The 18,971-nt window shown below is 64.8% G+C and carries 17 protein-coding genes; 2 read left to right on the plus strand and 15 right to left on the minus strand.

The features are described from left to right. Nucleotides 1-44: 44 nt before the first annotated feature. From GU920_RS11955 to bchF, 15 genes are all read right to left on the minus strand, one after another. On the minus strand, nt 45-524 hold the full coding sequence (locus GU920_RS11955; protein WP_161767230.1) for a c-type cytochrome: 480 nt from the start codon (nt 522-524) through the stop codon (nt 45-47). Between the two features lie 93 nt (nt 525-617). After that, complete coding sequence (gene hemA, locus GU920_RS11960; protein ID WP_161767231.1) at nt 618-1,829, minus strand: 5-aminolevulinate synthase; 1,212 nt, start codon at nt 1,827-1,829, stop codon at nt 618-620. Between the two features lie 4 nt (nt 1,830-1,833). Next, entirely contained in the window at nt 1,834-2,670 is an 837-nt protein-coding gene (gene puhE, locus GU920_RS11965) for a putative photosynthetic complex assembly protein PuhE (RefSeq protein ID WP_161767232.1), read from the minus strand. Between the two features lie 100 nt (nt 2,671-2,770). Then, nucleotides 2,771-3,796, minus strand: coding sequence for a magnesium-protoporphyrin IX monomethyl ester (oxidative) cyclase (gene acsF, locus GU920_RS11970; RefSeq protein ID WP_235933279.1), 1,026 nt, complete (start codon nt 3,794-3,796; stop codon nt 2,771-2,773). A gap of 80 nt (nt 3,797-3,876) precedes the next feature. Next, complete coding sequence (locus GU920_RS11975; protein WP_161767234.1) at nt 3,877-4,173, minus strand: hypothetical protein; 297 nt, start codon at nt 4,171-4,173, stop codon at nt 3,877-3,879. Nucleotides 4,174-4,185: 12 nt separating this feature from the next. Then, nucleotides 4,186-4,644, minus strand: a complete 459-nt coding sequence (gene puhC / locus GU920_RS11980) for a photosynthetic complex assembly protein PuhC (protein ID WP_161767235.1) — start codon at nt 4,642-4,644, stop codon at nt 4,186-4,188. Between the two features lie 14 nt (nt 4,645-4,658). Then, nucleotides 4,659-5,306: a photosynthetic complex putative assembly protein PuhB gene (gene puhB / locus GU920_RS11985; protein ID WP_161767236.1), complete on the minus strand. Its 648-nt coding sequence runs from the start codon at nt 5,304-5,306 to the stop codon at nt 4,659-4,661. Nucleotides 5,307-5,370: 64 nt separating this feature from the next. Beyond that, a complete protein-coding gene (gene puhA, locus GU920_RS11990) occupies nt 5,371-6,141 on the minus strand; it encodes a photosynthetic reaction center subunit H (RefSeq protein WP_161767237.1) in 771 nt (256 codons plus the stop codon). A gap of 16 nt (nt 6,142-6,157) precedes the next feature. Further along, nucleotides 6,158-7,606 (minus strand): PucC family protein, encoded by a 1,449-nt coding sequence (locus GU920_RS11995; protein ID WP_161767238.1) that lies wholly within the window; start codon nt 7,604-7,606, stop codon nt 6,158-6,160. Beyond that, nucleotides 7,603-8,271, minus strand: coding sequence for a magnesium protoporphyrin IX methyltransferase (gene bchM, locus GU920_RS12000; RefSeq protein ID WP_161767239.1), 669 nt, complete (start codon nt 8,269-8,271; stop codon nt 7,603-7,605). The genes GU920_RS11995 and bchM overlap by 4 nt, the downstream gene beginning before the upstream one ends. 2 nt (nt 8,272-8,273) lie before the next feature. After that, entirely contained in the window at nt 8,274-9,176 is a 903-nt protein-coding gene (gene bchL, locus GU920_RS12005; protein WP_161767240.1) for a ferredoxin:protochlorophyllide reductase (ATP-dependent) iron-sulfur ATP-binding protein, read from the minus strand. 100 nt (nt 9,177-9,276) lie between these two features. Then, on the minus strand, nt 9,277-12,870 hold the full coding sequence (locus tag GU920_RS12010; RefSeq protein ID WP_161767241.1) for a magnesium chelatase subunit H: 3,594 nt from the start codon (nt 12,868-12,870) through the stop codon (nt 9,277-9,279). Next, entirely contained in the window at nt 12,860-14,479 is a 1,620-nt protein-coding gene (gene bchB / locus GU920_RS12015) for a ferredoxin:protochlorophyllide reductase (ATP-dependent) subunit B (protein ID WP_161767242.1), read from the minus strand. Before bchB ends, GU920_RS12010 begins: the two co-directional genes overlap by 11 nt. Continuing rightward, nucleotides 14,476-15,753, minus strand: a complete 1,278-nt coding sequence (locus tag GU920_RS12020; protein WP_161767243.1) for a ferredoxin:protochlorophyllide reductase (ATP-dependent) subunit N — start codon at nt 15,751-15,753, stop codon at nt 14,476-14,478. The genes bchB and GU920_RS12020 overlap by 4 nt, the downstream gene beginning before the upstream one ends. After that, nucleotides 15,750-16,271 (minus strand): 2-vinyl bacteriochlorophyllide hydratase, encoded by a 522-nt coding sequence (gene bchF, locus GU920_RS12025; protein WP_161767244.1) that lies wholly within the window; start codon nt 16,269-16,271, stop codon nt 15,750-15,752. The genes GU920_RS12020 and bchF overlap by 4 nt, the downstream gene beginning before the upstream one ends. A gap of 309 nt (nt 16,272-16,580) precedes the next feature. On the opposite strand from bchF, the gene GU920_RS12030 reads away from it, so the two are divergent. Then, nucleotides 16,581-17,372: a cobalamin B12-binding domain-containing protein gene (locus tag GU920_RS12030; RefSeq protein WP_161767246.1), complete on the plus strand. Its 792-nt coding sequence runs from the start codon at nt 16,581-16,583 to the stop codon at nt 17,370-17,372. 69 nt (nt 17,373-17,441) lie between these two features. Further along, a complete protein-coding gene (gene ppsR, locus GU920_RS12035; RefSeq protein ID WP_161767248.1) occupies nt 17,442-18,836 on the plus strand; it encodes a transcriptional regulator PpsR in 1,395 nt (464 codons plus the stop codon). Nucleotides 18,837-18,971: the final 135 nt, after the last annotated feature.

Consider the following 18,971-nt stretch of genomic DNA (forward strand, 5'->3'; position numbering starts at 1 on the left):
CGCCCGATTGGGGGCGGCCCTGTTGATCGTCCGTTCGGAGCAGATCAGTTGGTCGCTTCGCCTTCGGCGGGTGCGGCTTCGCCTTCAGCGGCTGCCGGTGCGGCCGAGAACGTGGCAAGGAAGGCCGCGACGTTGGCCGCTTCGGTTTCGTTGTTCAGCTTGAACACCATCTTGGACTTCGCCTTGTCGTCGCCCAGCTTTTCCTTCAGGAACTTTGCCGGATCGGCGAGGTACACCGCCAGGTCGGCTTCGGTCCAGGTATAGCCGCCGGCGCCCAGCGCCACGATCGACTCGCCATACGCGAAGTCGGGGTAAGTGCCCGCCGCGCGACCGACCACGCCGTACAGGTTCGGCCCGGTCTTTGCGTTGCGGCCAGCCAGCACCTCGCCCGCCTCATTGGCGACGACGTGGCAGGTCTGGCACTTGTTGAACACCTTCGCACCCGCTTCGGCATCGCCTGCGGCAAGCGCGGGGGCGGCGACGAAGGACGACATCAGGGCGAGGGCGGTAAGTGTGGTCTTCATGGGGCATATCCTCCCGGGTCTATCTGCGAAGCCTAATCTGGTTTGTTTGGCCTGTGTGGCAAGTCTTCTTGAAAAGGATGTGAAGATTTTTGCCTAAGCCACCGCATGTGCCACCGCACAGCGCTGCCAAAGCGAGGCAAGCGCGGTGACCAGATGATCCATATCCGCGTCGGAATGCAAGGGGCCGGGTGTGATGCGCAGGCGCTCTGTCCCTTTCGGAACCGTCGGATAGTTGATGGGCTGCACATAGATGCCCCAGTCATCCATCAGGATGTTGGAAATCATGCGGCATTTGACGGGATCGCCGATCATCACGGGGATTATGTGGCTGTCATTGGCCAGATGCGGGATGCCGGCGCGGTCCAGCCGGGCGCGCAACTGGGCGACATTCTGTCGCTGCAGGCGGCGTTCCTCATCGGATTGCTTCAGGTGCCGGATCGACGCGGTGGCTGCCGCCGCCACGGCCGGGGGCAGGGCGGTGGTGAAGATGAAGCCCGAGGCGAAGCTGCGGATGAAGTCGCACAGGCTGGCCGATCCCGTGATGTAGCCGCCGACGCAGCCAAAGGCCTTGCCCAGGGTGCCTTCGATCAGGCTGATGCGATGGGCAAGGCCAAGCGCTTCGGTCACGCCGCCGCCATGCGGGCCATACATGCCCACGGCATGAACCTCGTCGATATAGGACAGGGCGCCGTGGGCTTCGCAGACCTCGACGATCTCGCGGATCGGGGCGATGTCGCCATCCATGGAATAGACGCTTTCAAAGGCCACGATCTTCGGCCGGTCGCCCACCGCATGCAGCTTGCGGTCCAGATCGCGCCAGTCATTGTGCTTCCACAAGACCTTGTCCGCGCGGCTGTGCCGGATGCCTTCGATCATGGAGGCGTGGTTCTTTTCATCCGACAGGATGACGGCGTTGGGGATGCGCGCGCCAAGCGTGGACAGCGCCGCCCAGTTCGACACATAGCCCGAGGTGAAAAGCAGCGCCGCTTCCTTGCCGTGCAGATCGGCCAGTTCGCGTTCCAGGAGCAGATGGTGGTGGTTCGTGCCGCTGATGTTGCGCGTCCCGCCCGCGCCGGTTCCGCAGGTTTCCACCGCCTCGATCATCGCCTTCACAACCGTCTGGTTCTGCCCCATGCCCAGATAGTCGTTCGAGCACCACACAGTGACCTCGCGCACCGTGCCATCCTTGTGGTTGGCAGCGCGCGGAAACGATCCGCAGCGGCGTTCAAGATCGGCAAAGACGCGGTAGTTGCCTTCGGCCTTTAGCGCGTCAAGCTGGCCTTGAAAGATGGCGTCGAAGTCCATGTCGTCACTTCCTCACTGTCAGTGGCTTTTCGGGTCTTGTCATGCCCGAGGCATTTGCGGGTGTCAGTGCGGCGCGGTTGGATGGGATCATCCAGCGCCAGAGCTTCTGGTCAGGCAGGGGCAGGACCATGAACCAATGCTCCAGAAGCGCGAGCAGGGTCAGGGCGGAAAGCAGGGTAAAGCCGATGATCTGGCCTTCCGTCGTGGCGGACCAGAGGCGTTCCAGAAAACAGGCGGTGGCAAAGGACAGCGCGGTGATGGACAGGGGAAAGACCGCGTTCATCGGCGCGACGCGGAAATGGCTTGGCAGATGCGCCAGCGGCCGGGGCAGGAATTCGGTATGGATGCGCGGCACGCCGAAGAACAGGTTCAGCTTGGCCGAGATGCGGGCAAAGAACAGGATCGCAAAGGTCCACAGGCCAAAGCGGTTGGTCGCGCCCTCGCTGATCTGCGCCAGAACGCCCAGCGTTCCCATCAGGGCCAGTTCATGCCACGCGATGGTGCCGCAGGCGCGCAGGAAGCGTTCCCACATCGGCGCGAAAGGCGGGCAGGGGCGGGTGTTCGGCCCGGCGATGATGCCCGACAGGAAGGCCAGTTCGATCCAGCCCCAGATCGCCAGCGCCGCGACAAAACCGGCAAAGGCCCCTTGCGCGCTGGCATCGTCGAGCGTTTGGCGCAGCACGCCAAAACCGCCCACCAGAAGCGGAAGGCCAAGGATGACCGACCACAGATGTGCATCGCGCCCCTCATGATCGGCGCGCTTGACGCGCCAGATGATGATGCCGGTCGAGAACCACCACAGAAACAGCGCCATGACGGCGGCAAGCCATGGGTTGGTCATGTGCGGCACCCCCTTTGCAGGGGATGCCGCACCGGGCCGTGGGACGCGCCCATCCCGCGGCCACAATCACCGCTTTCGCGGCGATATGTCGATCCAAAGGTCAATACGAAGGCTCCAGCCGGACCTGTGCCGGCGGGATCTGGTGTTTGACCGGGATCAGATAGAGACCAGCAAAGGCCCTCAGAGCCCGCAGGGAGGCCGTCTTGTGGGCCAGCCATCCCCCCAGCCCGCCCTGGCGCTTGGCCTTGTCCATGTCGCGCATCGCCTCGTCCATCCGGCGCAGGCCGGGCAGCCAGCGCGGATGGTCGATGTCCAGTTCCACCGGAAACACCTGCCGCGCGATCGTCGATGTCTTGCGGAACACCTCCTGATCATACCAGTCGATGTCGATCCCCAAGGCCTTGTGGAACTCCACCCGCGCATGATCGCGCACCCACATCGTCGAATAGACCGCCGTCAGGAAGAAGCGGATCCACAGCTTGTTCGTGAAACTGCCTGTCAGCTTGGGGTCTGTGCGCATCAGCAGGGCAAAGGCCTCGCCATGGCTGAACTCGTCGTTGCACCATTCGCGGAACCACTTGAAGATCGGGTGGATGCGGTGTTCGGGATGCGCCTCCAGATGCCGGTAGATCGTGATGTAGCGGGCATAGCCGATCTTTTCCGACAGGTAGGTGGCGTAGTAGATGAACTTCGGCCGGAAATAGGTGTACTTCTTGGCCTTGGTCAGAAAGCCAAGGTTCACTGCGACGCCCGCCTCGCGCAGCGCATCGTTTATGAACCCCGCATGGCGGGCCTCATCGCGGGCCATGTAGTTGAACAATTCGCAGATGTCGGGGTTGTTTCCGCGCCGCTTCATTTCTTTGTAAAGCACGCATCCCGAAAACTCTGCCGTGCAGGATGACACGAGGAAATCAATCAGCTCTGCCCGCAGGGCAGGGGGCATGGCCGACCAGTCGATGCTGTCCCAATCCGCCGTCTTCTTGAAATGGCCGCGGTTCGGGTCGCTTTTCATCTGGGCGATCAGCCTGTCCCATTCCGCGCGCACCGGCGTGACGTCGATACGGTCCATCTCGTCGAAATCGGTGGTGTAGAAGCGCGGATTGAGAAGCGTGGTTTCGGTCGCCATGGCGGTGGTGTCGAAGGCATCCGACAGCTCGGCATGCAACTCGCCATGGGTGGTGTCATGCTGCGGCTGGGCGTGGGCGTTCATAGCGTCACCTCATCCGAGAAAGAGAATTCGCACAGTTCCATGAACTCCAGATCGCCGGTCAGCCGCGTCCATTGCCGTTCGAGCCATGTGGCGCGGGTGATGGTTGCGGTGCGCTCTTCGATCACCACTTCGCCATAGGCGGCCATGACAGGCGTGCCATGCACAAGAACCTCGTCGCCCGGATGGACGACGGCACCGTTGTTGAAACGCACATGCGCATGCAGGCTTTCGAAGCGATGGCTCACCTCGACTGTGCAGGGCACCTGCTCCTTTGCTTTGCGAAAAAGTCCCATGGTTCGGTTCCCTTATTGATCCAGCAGCCGTTCAAACGCGGCTTTGTTCTCACCCCCGAAGGCGTAAAGTTCTGCGCTCCATCCCGTGGCCGGGTCTTCTGCGACAAGGCGGCCGTTGGCGTAGCGCACGATGTAGAGAGGGGGGTTCCCTTCGATCCGGTGGACCAGACGCTCGCGCGCCATGGCGTTCTGGATCACGGTGATGAACCCGCCATGCGGCAGGTCGGCCAGAACCGTGCCGTCCGTATTGCGCACGGTCACGGCCTGTGCGTCCCGGCCTTCAAGGATGATGGCCTGAGAGGATACAACCTGCGAAGGTTTGGGCTGACCGACCGTCGGGCGGTCGGTCACGACGGCGATGGTGGTGATGCCCAGTGTGGCCAGCGCCAGCGCGAACATCGCCCGCACAAGCGCGGTGGGGATCATCTCGGACTTCTGGTTGCGCAGGGCGGGTTGGCGTGTCGTGTTCATGGTGCTTTCCTGCCTCACTCTGCGGCAACGGCGTCAGCGCCGTGCGTCACGTCGGTGCTGCGGGTGACAACTGGCATGGACACCCGCGTTTCGGCGGCCTCCGCCAGGATCTGCGCCACGCGGGCCGCGTCGGGGATGCAGCGCAGGGCAGGCTGGGTGATCCGCACATGGCCGGGCCGCAGATGCGGCCAGAGCGCGGCAAAGGCCAGCCGGGTTTCGCCCAGCGTTTCCATGGCGATCGTGCCGGTGCCTTTGGGGCCGATCTCGGCCCGCGCGGTGCCGATCTGCACCAAAGGAATATTGTAAGTGACCGACAGGGCGGCCCCGATCTTCATCAGCACGCGGGCCGAGGTGATCGTATAGACAGTGGCACGGGCCTGCGCCCAGGCGAGAAGCCAGACCACGCCGGTCGCCGCAAGCGCCAGCACCACATAGGGCAGGCCGCGCGCTAGCGCGAGAAGCGGCCCTGCCTCGGCGAAGCCGACGCCCGCCTTCCACAGCACGATCAGCGCCATGTAGCCAGCGATCCAGCGGATCTTGAATGCCTCGCGGGCAAGGGCGTTCGTGTCAGGGCGGCCCTGCCAGAGGACCACCTCCCCTTTGGGCAGTGGCGCGGGGATGCCCGGGGCCACATCGAAGGCGAAATCATCATGGTCTGACATCTTCAGACCCTCCGTGTTTGGAAAAGACGGGGCGGCCCGGGCGCAGGCCGCCCCCCTTCGTTTCTCAGAAGCCGAACTTGCGTTTGTCGGCGTCGTACATCCAACCGCCGCCCACATAGGCCGAGATCTTCTCTTCCTCGAGCTTGGTGACAGTAGTCATGGATTTGGTCTGCGGGATCGCCTCGAAGCTGTCCGAGGCCAGCGCCCGCACGCGGACGCGGTCCGGCCAGATGCGGGCCAGCGTCATCGGCACCAGCCGCTTGCCGCCCGAGTTCAGCTCGATCTCCAGATAGCGGACAAGCTGTTCCGGCGCGTCCACCCACATGTCCGAGATGCGACCCACCACCTCGTTATCCGCCGCCTGCACCGGCAGGCCGCGCGGATCGCGCCCGGCGCTGACGACAAAGCCCTTGGCGTGGCCCATCGGCACGATCTTGGCGTGGCCGTGGCCATCCAGTTCCGGCTCATCCCGCCGCGGCACCCAGGATGCGGGGCCGACACCATCGACCAGCGGATTGCCGGTCGGCGCATGGGGAAAGCCCTCTGACACGGCGGTGCGGGCCAGTGCCAGATCGGTACGGCGATGGGCGGCTTCGTTCGCGGCCGACGGCACCGTGACATCGCCCTTGCCATGCGGCAGGTGGAAGGTCTTGGGCTTGGGCACCGGGAAGGGGCCCTGGTTCGGGGCGGGCGAGCCGTCCTCCATCTCCAGCGGATAGCCTTCCCGCATGTTCTCGGTTTGCAGGTAGTAGATCAGCAGGGCGAAGAAGGCCCAGAACAGCCAGATGGAAAGGCTGGCCAGATCGAAGTTTCCAAAAAAGTTGACACCTACCATGTGATGGTCCTCCGGGTCAGGTGGGGAATTCGGCGATGCGCAGGCGTCCATCGCCGGAAGTCTGCGGGTGGTTCGGGTCGGCAAGAGGCCGCAACCGGACCATCGGCCCGAGCACGGCAAGGGTTGCAAAGAGCAGCCCGATTTCGAAGTGGTAGACAAAGGAGTAGCCCAGCGAGGGGTCGGACAGGCCCACCCCAAGGCGGCCCGAGGCGGCCAAATGGCCCACCACGTCGCGGATCGCGCCGCCCATGAAAATGGAGATGCCATAGGCCGTGGCCTGCGCCGCGCCCCAGGCGCCCAGCACGATGCCCGCCCCGGCCTGCCCGTTGGTGGGCATCGTCATCGCGATCGTCAGCGTGGCGATGCCGAACAACCCCCCGCCAAAACCGATCAGGCCCGCCCCGGCATAGAACAGCGCGGTCGAGCCGAGCGGGGAGGCAAAGATGACGGCCGAGAAGGCACCGACACCGGCCAGAAGTCCGCGCGCCGCCAGCCGCACGGGATCCACGCCGCGCGCCAGCCAGCGTGCCGCAAGCATGAACCCGCACAGCGCACCCGCTGCCGACATCGCGGTCAGCGTTGTCGTCTGCGACACGGTCAGACCAAGGATTTCGCCGCCATAAGGCTCCAGCAGGACATCCTGCATGTTGAACCCCAGCGTCCCCAGCACGACCACGACCAGCAGGCGGCCGGCTGTCCCGCCTGCCATCAGATCGGCCCAGGCATCGCGGAAACGCGGGCGCGGCTCTTCCCGTTCCGCCCGCGACATGGGACGCACGCGTTCCTGTTTCCACAGCGCGATCAGGTTCAGCACCAGCGTGGCAAGGGCGCAGCCTTGCACAACCTTGACCAAGGTGAGCGGGTCGAAATTCTGCAGCAGCCACCCGATGGCCAGCGCCGAAATGCCCATGCCCAGAAGATTGGCCACATAAAGCAGTGCCACCACACGCGGGCGTGTCGCATCGCTTGCCCGATCCGAGGCGAGGGCGAGCCCCGCCGTCTGGGTCATGTGCATGCCAAGGCCCGTCATCAGAAAGGCGATGGCGGCCAGCGCCTCGCCCGCATAGGGCACCTCGAAGGTGCGGTCGCCCGACAGGACGAGCAGGGCAAACGGCATGATCGCCAGCCCGCCCATCTGCCAGAGCGAGCCGAACCAGAGATAGGGCACCCGCTTCCACCCCAGAGCCGAACGGTAGGTATCCGACCGATGCCCCAACAAGGCGCGGAAGGGTGCGACCAGAACGGGGATGGCGATCATCGCTGCCACGATCATGGCAGGCACAGAAAGCTCCACGATCATCACGCGGTTCAGCGTACCCAGAAGCAGCACCTGCGCCATGCCGACCGAAACCTGAAACAGCGACAGCCGCAGGAGCTGCGCCAGCGGCAGGCCTTCCGATGCAGCATCCGCGAAGGGCAGCCAGTTGGCGGTGAAGCGTTGCAGGTCTTTCTTGCGGAGGATCATGCGCGATACTCCAGACATTCGGAAATGTAGAAGCCCCGGCTGACCCGTTCGACGCGTCCCAGGTCGCCGCCTGTGTGGCGGGCGATGGCGCGCCAGTCCTGCGGGATCATGGTGGGGGACCGGTCGGCGCGGGGGAAGGCCTTGCCGATGGTGAAAAAGGTCATCAGGAACGGCGTGCGCGGGGCGACGGTAAAGGTAATGTGGCCTGCCGTGCGATCGGCCAGCTTTCCCAGTGCCGCCGCGATGTCGGCCGTGCGGTAGTAGATCAGGCTGTCCATCGCCATGACAAAATCGAACCGGCCAAGTGCGGGGCTCGTCATGTCGCCTGCCGCGAAGGTCACGCGGGGGCGCAGGTCTTCGGTCAGGCGCGCCTCCGCGATGGCGATGAGTTGCGGCGAGATGTCCACCGCCACCACATCCGCGCCGCGCGCCGCCAGTTCCGCCGTCATGAGCCCGGTGCCGCAGCCTGCATCCAGCACCCGGCAGCCGCGCAGATCGGCGGGCAGGCGCGACAGCATGATCGCGCGCATCCGGTCGCGGCCTTCGCGGACGGTCTGGCGGATCCGGCTTACCGGCGCATCAGAGGTCAGGCGCTCCCACACCTTGGTGGCGCTGCGGTCGAAATAGTCTTCGACCCGGGAGAGCGTGGCGGAATAGTCCTGCATTCTCAGTCAAATCCCAGAAGTTCAAAGATGTCGCGGTCGGGCAGGGGATCGGGGGTCGATCCGGGGCCGCCCACGGATCGCCACAGCGTTTCGGCAAGACGCAGGTATTCGGCGCGGGCGGTGACGATGTCCTGTTCGTCATCCATCTCGAACAGCGTCTTCTTCTTCAGGCGCGAACGGCGGATGGCGTCGATGTCGGGCATATGGGCAAGCCGGTTGAAGCCTACGCGCGCGCAGTAACGGTCCACCTCGTCGGTCTCGCGCGAGCGGTTGGCGACGCAGCCTGCAAGCTGCACCTTGTAATTGCCCGACTTGGCCTGCACGGCGGCGATGATGCGGTTCATCGCGTAGATGCTGTCAAAGTCATTGGCGGTGACGATCACCGCGCGGTCGGCATGCTGCAGGGGGGCGGCAAACCCGCCGCAAACCACATCGCCCAGCACGTCAAAGATCACGACATCGGTGTCTTCCAACAGGTGATGCTGCTTCAAGAGCTTGACCGTCTGCCCCACGACATAGCCGCCGCAGCCCGTGCCCGCCGGGGGGCCCCCGGCTTCCACGCATTTCACGCCGTTCCAGCCGGTGGCGACATAATCTTCGGGGCGCAATTCCTCAGGGTGGAAATCCACCTCCTTCAGGATGTCGATCACCGTAGGCTGCAGGCGTCCCGTCAGGGTGAAGGTGCTGTCATGTTTGGGATCGCAGCCGATTTGCAACACGCGCTTGCCCATGACCGAAAAGGCGGCCGACAGATTGGACGAGGTGGTGGATTTGCCGATCCCGCCCTTGCCGTAGACGGAAAAGACCTTTGCCCCTTCGATCTTCATCGAGGCATCCTGATGCACCTGCACCGAACCCTCGCCGTCCAACCCTTTCAGCAGGGGGATTTCGTCTCTCGGGCTCATCTGTCGCTTCCCTTCGAAATGGTCTTCATCTTGGTGAAAATACCCCGGGGGTCCGGGGGCTGGCCCCCGGTCCGACGGTGGGTCTGGGCGTGCCGTCCGCTCATTCCGCCGCGATCCCTTCCAGCCGATCCTCAAGCTCGTCAGCGGCGCGTTGCAGCGCGGCTAGCGTGTCGGCATCGGGTTGCCAGTAGTTCCGGTCCGATGCCTCCAGCAGGCGCTGGGCCATGCGGTTAGAGGCTTCGGGATTCAGCGCGGCCAGACGGCGCCGCATCGCTTCGTCCAGCACGAAGGTTTCCGACAGGCGCTGATAGACCCACGGCTCCACCTGCGCGGTGGTGGCGGACCAGCCCAGCGTGTTGGTGATCTGCGCCTCGATCTGGCGCACGCCTTCGGCGCCGTGGCGGAGCAGGCCTTCGAAATACTTGGGGTTCAGGCTGCGCGACCGGGTCTCCAGCGCGATCTGGTCTTTGAGCGTGCGGACCGTGCCGCCGCCGCGTGTCTGGTCGCCGATATAGACCGCCGTTTCCTGTCCGCCGCGCGCCCGCTTGACCGCGCGGGCGATGCCGCCCAGCGTGTCGAAATACTGGTCCACCGTGGTGACACCCAGTTCGACGCTCTCTAGGTTCTGATAGGCAAGGTCCACATCCCGCAGCGTCTTTTGCAACAGTGCCGCGTTCTGCACCGGCTTTCCGCTCCGCCCATAGGCAAAGGATTTGCGGTTCTCATAAGCGTCGGCGAGTTCGTCCTCCTCGCCAAAGGCAGACGAGCCCACAAGGATGTTCACGTTCGACCCATAGGCGCCTTCGGCATTGGAAAAGACGCGCAGCGCGGCCGTGTCCATGTCCACGCCCATCTCTTCGGCATAGGCCAAGGCATGGGCGCGGATGAAGTTCTGGGACAGCGGTTCCTCGGCCGTGGCGGCCTTCCAGGCGGCTTCGGCCAGCATCCGGGTTTGCAGGGGCAAAAGGTCGCGGAAGATGCCCGACAGCGTCATCACCACGTCGATGCGCGGGCGGCCCAGTTCGGACAGCGGGATGAGGTCGGCACCGCAGAGGCGGCCATAGTGATCGAAGCGGGGCTTTGCCCCCATCAGGGCCAGCGCCTGCGACAGCGGGCCGCCGTCGGATTTGATGTTGTCCGACCCCCACAGGACAAGGGCAACGGTCCGCGGCAGCGTCGGATGGGTGTCGAGCAGGCGCTGGGCCTGTTGCGTGCCGTCCTTGATCGCAAAGGCCGTGGGCATGCGGAACGGATCGAAGGCATGGATGTTGCGGCCTGTGGGCAGGATGTCGGTCGATCGGATCAGGTCGCCGCCCGGCACGGGGCTGGTGAAATGGCCGCCAAGGGCGCGCAGGATCGCGGGAATCTCGGTCTGGGCCTGCAGCTTGGCATCCAGCGCCGCGGCCTCGGCCCCCGTCGCGCCGATCAGGTCGATATAGTCGCGCCGTTCCTGCGGCCCCATCGGGCGGCCAAGGACGTGCAGGCCATCGGGGATCAGCGCGCCTTCGGTTTCAAGGAGCTTCACCCAGAGCTGGCCGGGATCGGCCGCGTCCATATCCACGGCGCGGGCCTGTTCGACGATCAATTCCCACAGGTCCGCGCGGTCGGGCGCATCGTCAGGGGCGGCGCGCCAGCGCGAGAGGGACTCCTTCAGGTCTTGCAGACCCTTGTAGAGGCCGGATTGTGCCAAGGGCGGCGTCAGATGGGTGATCGTCACCGCATTCGACCGGCGCTTGGCCAGCGTGGCCTCGGACGGGTTGTTCGAGGCGTAGAGATAGACGTTGGGCAGATTGCCGATCAGCCGGTCGGGCCAGCAGCCTTCGCCCACCCCGGCCTGTTTGCCCGGCATGAATTCCAAGGCGCCATGCATCCCGAAATGCAGCAGGACATCAGCCCCGAAATCTTCGCGCAGCCAGCGGTAAAAGGTCGTGAAGGCATGGGTGGGGGCGAAGCCCTTCTCGAACAGAAGGCGCATCGGATCGCCTTCATAGCCGAAGACAGGCTGGAGACCGACGAAGACATTGCCGAACTGGCGGCCCAGCACCATGACGCCGCGCCCATCCGATTGCACCCGCCCCGGCGCAGGGCCCCAGGCCTTTTCCACATCCGACAGCCAGCGCGACCGTGCGACAATCTCGGCCGCGGGCACGATGCAATGCACATTCCCGGGCTGGCCATAGCTGCGGGCCGAACCGCCCATCACCGCCTCGCGCAGCTCCTCCACCGTGGCGGGTGGGGTCAGGTCATAGCCTTCGGCCGCCATGGCGTGCAGCGTGTTGAACAGGCTCTCGAACACGCCCAGATAGGCGGCCGTGCCCGCCGCCCCGGCATTGGGCGGAAAGCCGTACAGGATGACGGCCACCTTGCGCGCTGCAACATCGGACCGGCGCAGACGGGCCAGACGCGCCGTCTTGTCCACAAGGGCCGCGATGCGTTCATGGCAGGGCGCCATCGCGCGCGTCGTCAGCGCCTCGGCGCTGGCGGGTTGGCACTGCCGCGCACAGCCTGTGCAGCCGCCAAGATCGTGCCGCCCGGCGAAGACCGTCGGATTGGTTGCCCCGTCGATTTCCGGCAGGGCGATGAGCATGGTGGTTTCCACCGGGCCAAGACCGCCGCCTGAGGTGCCCCACTGGCCCAGCGTCTGGAACTCCAGCGGATGCGCGGCGATATAGGGAACATCCAGCGCCTGCAGCGCCGCGACGGCGGCAGGGCTGTCGTTATAGGCCGGGCCGCCCACCAGGCTGAAGCCTGTCAGCGACACCATCGCATCAACCGTGCCTGCGAAGAAGGCATCAATCGCGGGGCGGCCGTCGAGCCCCCCCGCAAAGGCCGCACGCACGGCGATCCCCTGTTCCTCGAACCGCCGGATCACCGCATCGTAATGCGCCGTGTCCGAGGCAAGGATGTAGGAGCGCAGCATCAGGAGCCCCACGGTCGCAGTCGCTCCCACGGGGCGGGGGAGGTCCGCCGGGTTCGTGGTAATACGCGCCTTCAGGTCCGGGTGGTACAAGCCCACATCCGGGTAATCGACCGGGGGTTTGGCCGAAACCGCTTTCCAGTCGCGGTTGGCCGAGTAACGGGAAACCAGATAGCGGATCATCTGTTCGATGTTGTCGTCCGAACCGCCAAGCCAGTACTGCATCGACAGGAACCATGCGCGCAGGTCCTGCGCCTTGCCGGGCAGGAAACGCAGGATCTTCGGCAGACGGCGCAGCATCTTCATCTGCTTTTCGCCCGAAGAACCCGATGGCGCGCCAGAGCCGCGCAGTTTCTTAAGGAGTTGCATGGCCGCCGAGGCGGGCTTGGACATGTCCAGATCGCCCATGCGCGTCAGCTTTACCACCGCGGGATCGGCGATGACGCCGACGAAGGCATCGGCCTCGTCCCGCGCGATGCGCAGGTCTTCGATGATCGCGGTGATGTGCTCTTCGATGAAGAGCAGGTTCGCCACCACGAAATCGGCGGCGCGGATGTCCGCCTTGGCCCGGGCGAGGGCGCCCGGGTTTTCGGCCCATTCGGCGGCGGCATGCACGCTGACCTGGATCCCGGGGAAATCCCGCGCAAGCGCAGGGGCGACACGCGCGGCGGGGCCTGCCGCATGGGCGTCGAGCGTGACGATCACAAAGCGGTAGACCCCATCGCCCCTGCGGGGGATGGTGCGGTCTTCCGGCGCTGTGAAACGGTCATCGCGCATAGTGGGCCTTCGCCTCGTAGAGCGTATCGACGGTGATCTGCTGGACGCCGCGGTCGGCGGCGTATTTTTCCGTGTTGCGCCGGGCCTTGCCGCGCACGAAGAAGGGGATCTTCTTCAACTCGCGCTCGGCATCCGGCATCCAGACGACCGCGCCCGACGGCATGACGACCGGGATCGACCCGCTTTGCGGACCCGCCGGATAGTCCCGAGGATCGGCATCGCGCTCATCGGTCCATTCTGGCGGCCAGTCGGCCATCGGCAGGACGGACAGATCATCATCCGCTTCCGTACGCGCCATGGCCTTGGCGCCGTGATGGCTTGGACCGGCCTCGTCATGGAATTCGAAATCTTCGCGGAACATGGTGAGGAGGTGTTCCTCCAGCCCCATGACCAGCGGGTGGATCCAGGTGTCGAAGATCACGTTCGCGCCTTCGAACCCCATCTGCGGGCTGTAGCGGGCGGGAAAGTCCTGCACATGCACGGGCGAAGAGATGACGGCGCAGGGGATGCCCAGCCGCTTGCCGATATGGCGTTCCATCTGCGTGCCAAGGATCAGTTCCGGCTGCAGGCGGGCGATTTCCTCTTCCACTTCAAGGTAATCGTCCGTGATCAGCGCCTCGAGCCCGTAGCCCTTGGCGGCGGCGCGCAGGGGGCGCGCGAACTCGCGGTTGAAACAGCCCATGCCCACCACTTCAAAGCCCACCTCGGCATGGGCGATGCGGGCGGCGGCCATCACATGGGTGGCATCGCCGAAGATGAAAACGCGCTTGCCCGTCAGATAGGTGGAATCGACCGAGGCCGACCACCACGGCGCGCGCAGCCCGCTTTCATCCACCGTCGCAGGAAGCCCGGTCAAACCGCTGACTTCCCGAAGAAATTCACGCGTGGCGCCGACGCCGATCGGCACCGTCTTGGTATAGGGCTGGCCGCAGGCCCGCTCCAGATGACGGGCTGCCGTCTCGCCCGTCTCCGGATAGAGCAGCACGTTGAAATGCGCCTGCCCCATCCGGGCAATGTCCGCCGGACTGGATCCCAGCGGTGCTGCCACATTCACCGTGATGCCCATCAGGGCCAAGAGGCGCGTGACCTCTGTCACGTCATCGCGATGCCGAAAGCCAAGCCCGGTCGCGCCCAGCAGGTTGCAGGTTACGGCATCGGTCCGCGGCATAGGTTTGGCCAAGGCCTTGACGATCTGGAAGAATGTCTCGTCCGCGCCGAAATTCTCTTTCCGCTGATAAGAGGGCAGTTCCAGCGGGATCACCGGGATGGGCAGGTCCAGCGCCTCGGCCAGGCCTCCGGGATCATCCTGGATCAGTTCGGCGGTGCAGGAGGCGCCCACGATCATCGCTTGCGGCTGAAAGCGGTCATAGGCATCCCGGGCGGAAGCCTTGAACAGATTGGCCGTATCGCCCCCAAGGTCGCGGGCCTGAAACGTAGTGAAGGTAACGGGCGGGCGGTGGTTGCGCCGTTCGATCATTGTGAACAGAAGATCGGCATAGGTGTCGCCCTGCGGCGCGTGCAGCACGTAGTGCAGGCCGGTCATGCCCGTAGCCACGCGCATCGCCCCGACATGGGGGGGGCCTTCATATGTCCACAGCGTCAGCTTCATGCGATGGCCTCCTGCCGGAGGGCCGCCTTGCGGCGCAGCGGGCGCGAGAAGAGCCCCGCCAGATCGCCCGCCTGTTCGTAGAAATGCACGGGCGTGAAGACCAGCTCGATCGCCCATTTGGTGGTGAAGCCTTGGGCTTCCAGCGGGTTGGCAAGGCCCAGGCCGCAAACGGTCAGATCCGGGGCGGCGGCGCGCTGGCGGTCCAGCTGCTTGTCCACGTCCTGACCTTCGCTGATGACCGGGCCTGCGGGCAGCAGGTCCAGATCGGGGCCGACAATGGCGTCGTGCAGATAGGGCGTGCCAACCTCGATGGCCGTCATCCCGCATTCGCGCACAAGGAACCGCGCCAGCGGTATCTCCAGCTGGCTGTCGGGAAAGAAGAACACGCTTTTGCCGCGCAGTTCGGCCGCCTGCGCGGCCACGGCCTTTTGCGCGCGGGCGCGGGGGGCGGCGGTGACGGCATCGAACAGATGGGCAGGCACGCCGAATTCATCGGCGATGGCGCGCAGCCATGCGGTCGTGCCCTCTTCTCCGAAGGGGAAGGGGGCGGGCAGGTGGCGCGCGCCACGGCGTTGCAGGGCGGCATGGGTTTCGCCGAGGAAGGGCTGGACCAGGGCGAACACGGTCTGCGGCCCCACGCCCGGCAATTCGCCCGCCCGGTGGGCGGGCAGCATCCGCACCGGGCCGATGCCCATCGCGGCGAGCAGGGCAAGGCACTGATCTTCCACCACATCCGGCATGGCGCCGACGATCAGCAACTCGCGTGCGGTGCTTGTGGTCAGGGTCGGCACCATCGCCTCAAGACAGGCGTCTTCGCCTTGGGTGAATGTCGTCTCGATCCCCGAACCGGAATAGTTGTAGACCCGCACATGCGGCGCATGCTGGCCGTTGAGCCGCTCTGCCGCGCGGGCGAGGTCGAGCTTGATCACCTCGGACGGGCAGGACCCCACAAGGAACAGCTGCCGGATATCCGGGCGGCGGGCGAGCAGGCGGCCAACCTCGCGGTCAAGCTCGGCATTGGCATCGGCCAGTCCGGCCAGATCCTTTTCTTCCAGAATCGCCGTGCCGAAGCGCGGCTCGGCAAAGATCATCACGCCGGCAGCGGCCTGCAAGAGATGCGCGCAGGTTCGGCTGCCCACGACAAGGAAGAACGCATCCTGCATCTTGCGGTGCAGCCAGATGATGCCCGTCAGCCCGCAGAACACCTCGCGCTGACCGCGTTCCTTCAGCACGGGGGTGGAGCGGCAGCCGCTGCTGGGCAGGTCGAGGCTCATGCCACCACCTCGGCCATGGTGCGGTTTTCCTCGATGGCCTCGGCCTCGGCATCCAGCCGCGCCATGCGCAGCTTCCAAAGGAACTGGCCCGCGTTCACGACATAGGTGGCATAGGCGGCCAGCGCGAGGACCATCTGTTCCGCGGGCGTCAGCGCGCCTGTCCAAAGCGCCCAGAGATAGGCCGAATGCAGCGCGATCACGGCGAAGGAAAAGACATCTTCCCAGAAGAAGGCGGGCGCAAACAGGTACTGGCCGAAAACCTCCTTCTCCCAGATCGCGCCCGTCACCATGATAACATAGAGAAATCCGGTCTTGACGAGGATCGAGACGGTTGCGGCACCATAGCCCTCGCCCGTCCAGAGAAAGCGCAGAACCAGCACGACGGACACCGTAAAGACCGCGAACTGTGCGGGTGCCAGAAGGCCCTGAACCAGGGTCCATTTCGTGGCATCGCGCCGAGCGCGTTGCTCTTCGGTGTAAAGCCGCCTGCGCGGGGTGGGGCTCTGACCTGCGTGCATCGACAGACGCCTCTCCTTTCGGCTCTTCGCATCAAGGTTAGCGTCGGGCGGCGGAGTGTCAATCAAAACTTACACATTTGGGGTTTACGCTTTTGCCGAAAGCGGGTCCAAATCAGCGGCCCAGATGTAGAATTTTTAAGGAAAATTTGAACCAAAGCCGCGGTGCGGGCGGGATTCCCCGATTCTTGGCCGTGGGGGTGTCAATTTGCTTTGACATTGCCAGACCGAAGGCGGACAGTGTAGAAGGTCGTCTACGGGTGGCCGCATGACCTTTTGTCAGGTTGGTCTGGCGGGTCGGTGGAGCCGAACATGCAGCAGGGCAAGCAGTTCACGTCGGCAGACCGGACCGAAGGTCCGGCCAGCGGCGTGTCGCGGCTTGCCGCCGAGGTTGTGGCGCGGCTGGTGGCGCGCGACGGTGCTGATACGGCCGCCCTTCGCGAACCGCTGCTGGTACGCCTGATGGAGGCCGTGATCGCCCCGGATTTGCGCCCGCTCGAGGGTGTCCGGGCCGAGTTTCGCCGCGCCCGCATCTCGGCTGCCGAGATCGCCGATGTCTACATCCCCGAAGTGGCGCGTCGGCTGGGCCAGTGCTGGACGGATGATCAGTTGAGCTTCGCCTCGGTCACGATGGGCACGGCCCGGCTTCAGGCCGTGCTGCGTGAGATCGGCACAGACTGGACGGCGGATGCGCATGGCGCGGCGGATGGTCCGGGCTTGCTGTTGCTCGTCCCGCCCGGCGAGCAGCATACGCTGGGTCTGATGCTGCTGGCAGGTCGCCTGCGCCGGATGGGTGTTTCGGTCTGTCTGCGCTTTGCCGCCGACCCGGCGGCGGCTGCAAAACTGGTGTCGGATGGTGCCTTTCGCGGCGTACTGATCTCGGTGTCGGGCGAAAGCAGGCTTGCGGCTTGCTCGAATTTGATAAAAGCGCTTAAACACTCAGGAAACGGCTCACTCCTGGTGGCGATCGGCGGCGCCATCCTCGACGAAGCTGAAGAGGAAATGCGGTCTACAGGTGCCGATCTGGTGACCAATGATATCGACCATGTCTTGCGGGCCATGGGCATTGTCATTGGCAACATGCCGGTTCTTGAGTCCAGTTGACGGGTGTATGGCCCCTCCTTTGCGGGGCGTCATGGGATCGGAAAGAGAGTGACGACGGACGGTAGACATTTGCTGAATGGCGGGAAGTTGCCGTTGATCGCACCCGATCTCTTGAGCGAGATCATTGCGACGGCGTCCGATCTTGCGCTCCTTGTCGCGCCGTCCCGCCGGATCATCTCTGTTCTCGTCAATCCGCATCATCGCAGTTTTGGCCAGCTGACCGACTGGGAGGGCTGTCATCTGCGCGATGTGCTGACCGAGGAAAGCCTGCGCAAGCTTGAGGCGCGGCTGACTGACATGCACGGGATCCGTCACGGTGCCGTGGCGGTTGAGTTGAACCACGCGGATCAGTCCAACTGGGAGTTCCCGGTCCGTTACTCGCTGCACCGGATCGGGGCGGACGACTCGATCCTCATGCTGGGGCATGACCTGCGACTTGTCGCCGAGGTGCAGCAGCAATTGGTGCAGGCGCAATTGGCGCTTGAACGCGACTACGAAACCCAGCGCGAGATGGAGACCCGCTACCGCGTCCTGATGGAGGTGTCGCGCGACCCGGTGCTGATGGTATCAATGTCCACAGGCCGGATCACGGACATCAACCCAGCGGCCGCGCAGCTGCTGGGGGGGACGCGGGCCGATCTTCTGGGCTCGGCCGTCGCGCAGGAATTCGAGGGCCGTCGCAGGGGCGAGTTGCTGGACAATCTTGCCACGATGGCGATTGCCGAAGGATCTGCCGCCATCGAGCTTATGGCGCGGCGATCGCAGAAGCGGATGTTTTTGACGCCCACCCTGTTCCGCGCGGCGGGTGAACGCCTGCTGCTGTGCCAATTGGACACGAGTGAACGCGAAGCCTTGGGCGCGGACGAATTGGGCGACAATCTGGCCCGTCTCTACCACGAAGGGGTCGATGGTATCGTCTTCGCCGACGGCGAGGGCAATATCCGCGCCGCCAACGAGGCCTTCCTGAACCTGACCGATACGGCCAATATCGCGGCGGTGCGGGGCCGGTCGCTGACCGATTTCCTGGCCCGTGGGGCGGTGGATCTGCGCGTCCTTCTGGACAACGTGAAGCGGACGGGGCAGTTGCGCCTCTACTCCACGCGGCTGACGACCGATTTCATGGGCCAGATCGCGGTGGAGATTTCGGCAACCTGGCTCAACGATCGCCCCAATCCCGTGCTCGTGCTGATCGTGCGCGATGCAAGCCGGGTGGAGACCATGCGCCGTCCTGCCTTTGGGCAGCCGGATGAAGGCGTGCGCAACGTGATGGAGCTGGTCGGGTCCAGCACGCTCAAGGACATCGTCGCCGAGACAACCGATGTCATCGAAAAGATGTGTATCGAGACGGCGCTTGAACTGACGCGCAACAACCGCGTCGCCGCCGCTGAGATGCTGAGCCTGAGCCGACAGTCGCTTTACGTCAAACTGCGCAAATACGGGCTGTTGAACAAGGATGGCGACTAGGGCGCGCAGCCGGCTGGTGCTGTGGCGTCCGTTCCGCATCTGACAACCAACCCCGTGCATCTTTTCCTTTACCTCGATTCTGCCTGACGCTGATCCTGCGATCCCTTTCTTGCACAGAGATTGTCGTTGCAAATT

It is taken from the genome of Paragemmobacter ruber (assembly GCF_009908315.1).
Lineage (GTDB): Bacteria > Pseudomonadota > Alphaproteobacteria > Rhodobacterales > Rhodobacteraceae > Paragemmobacter > Paragemmobacter ruber.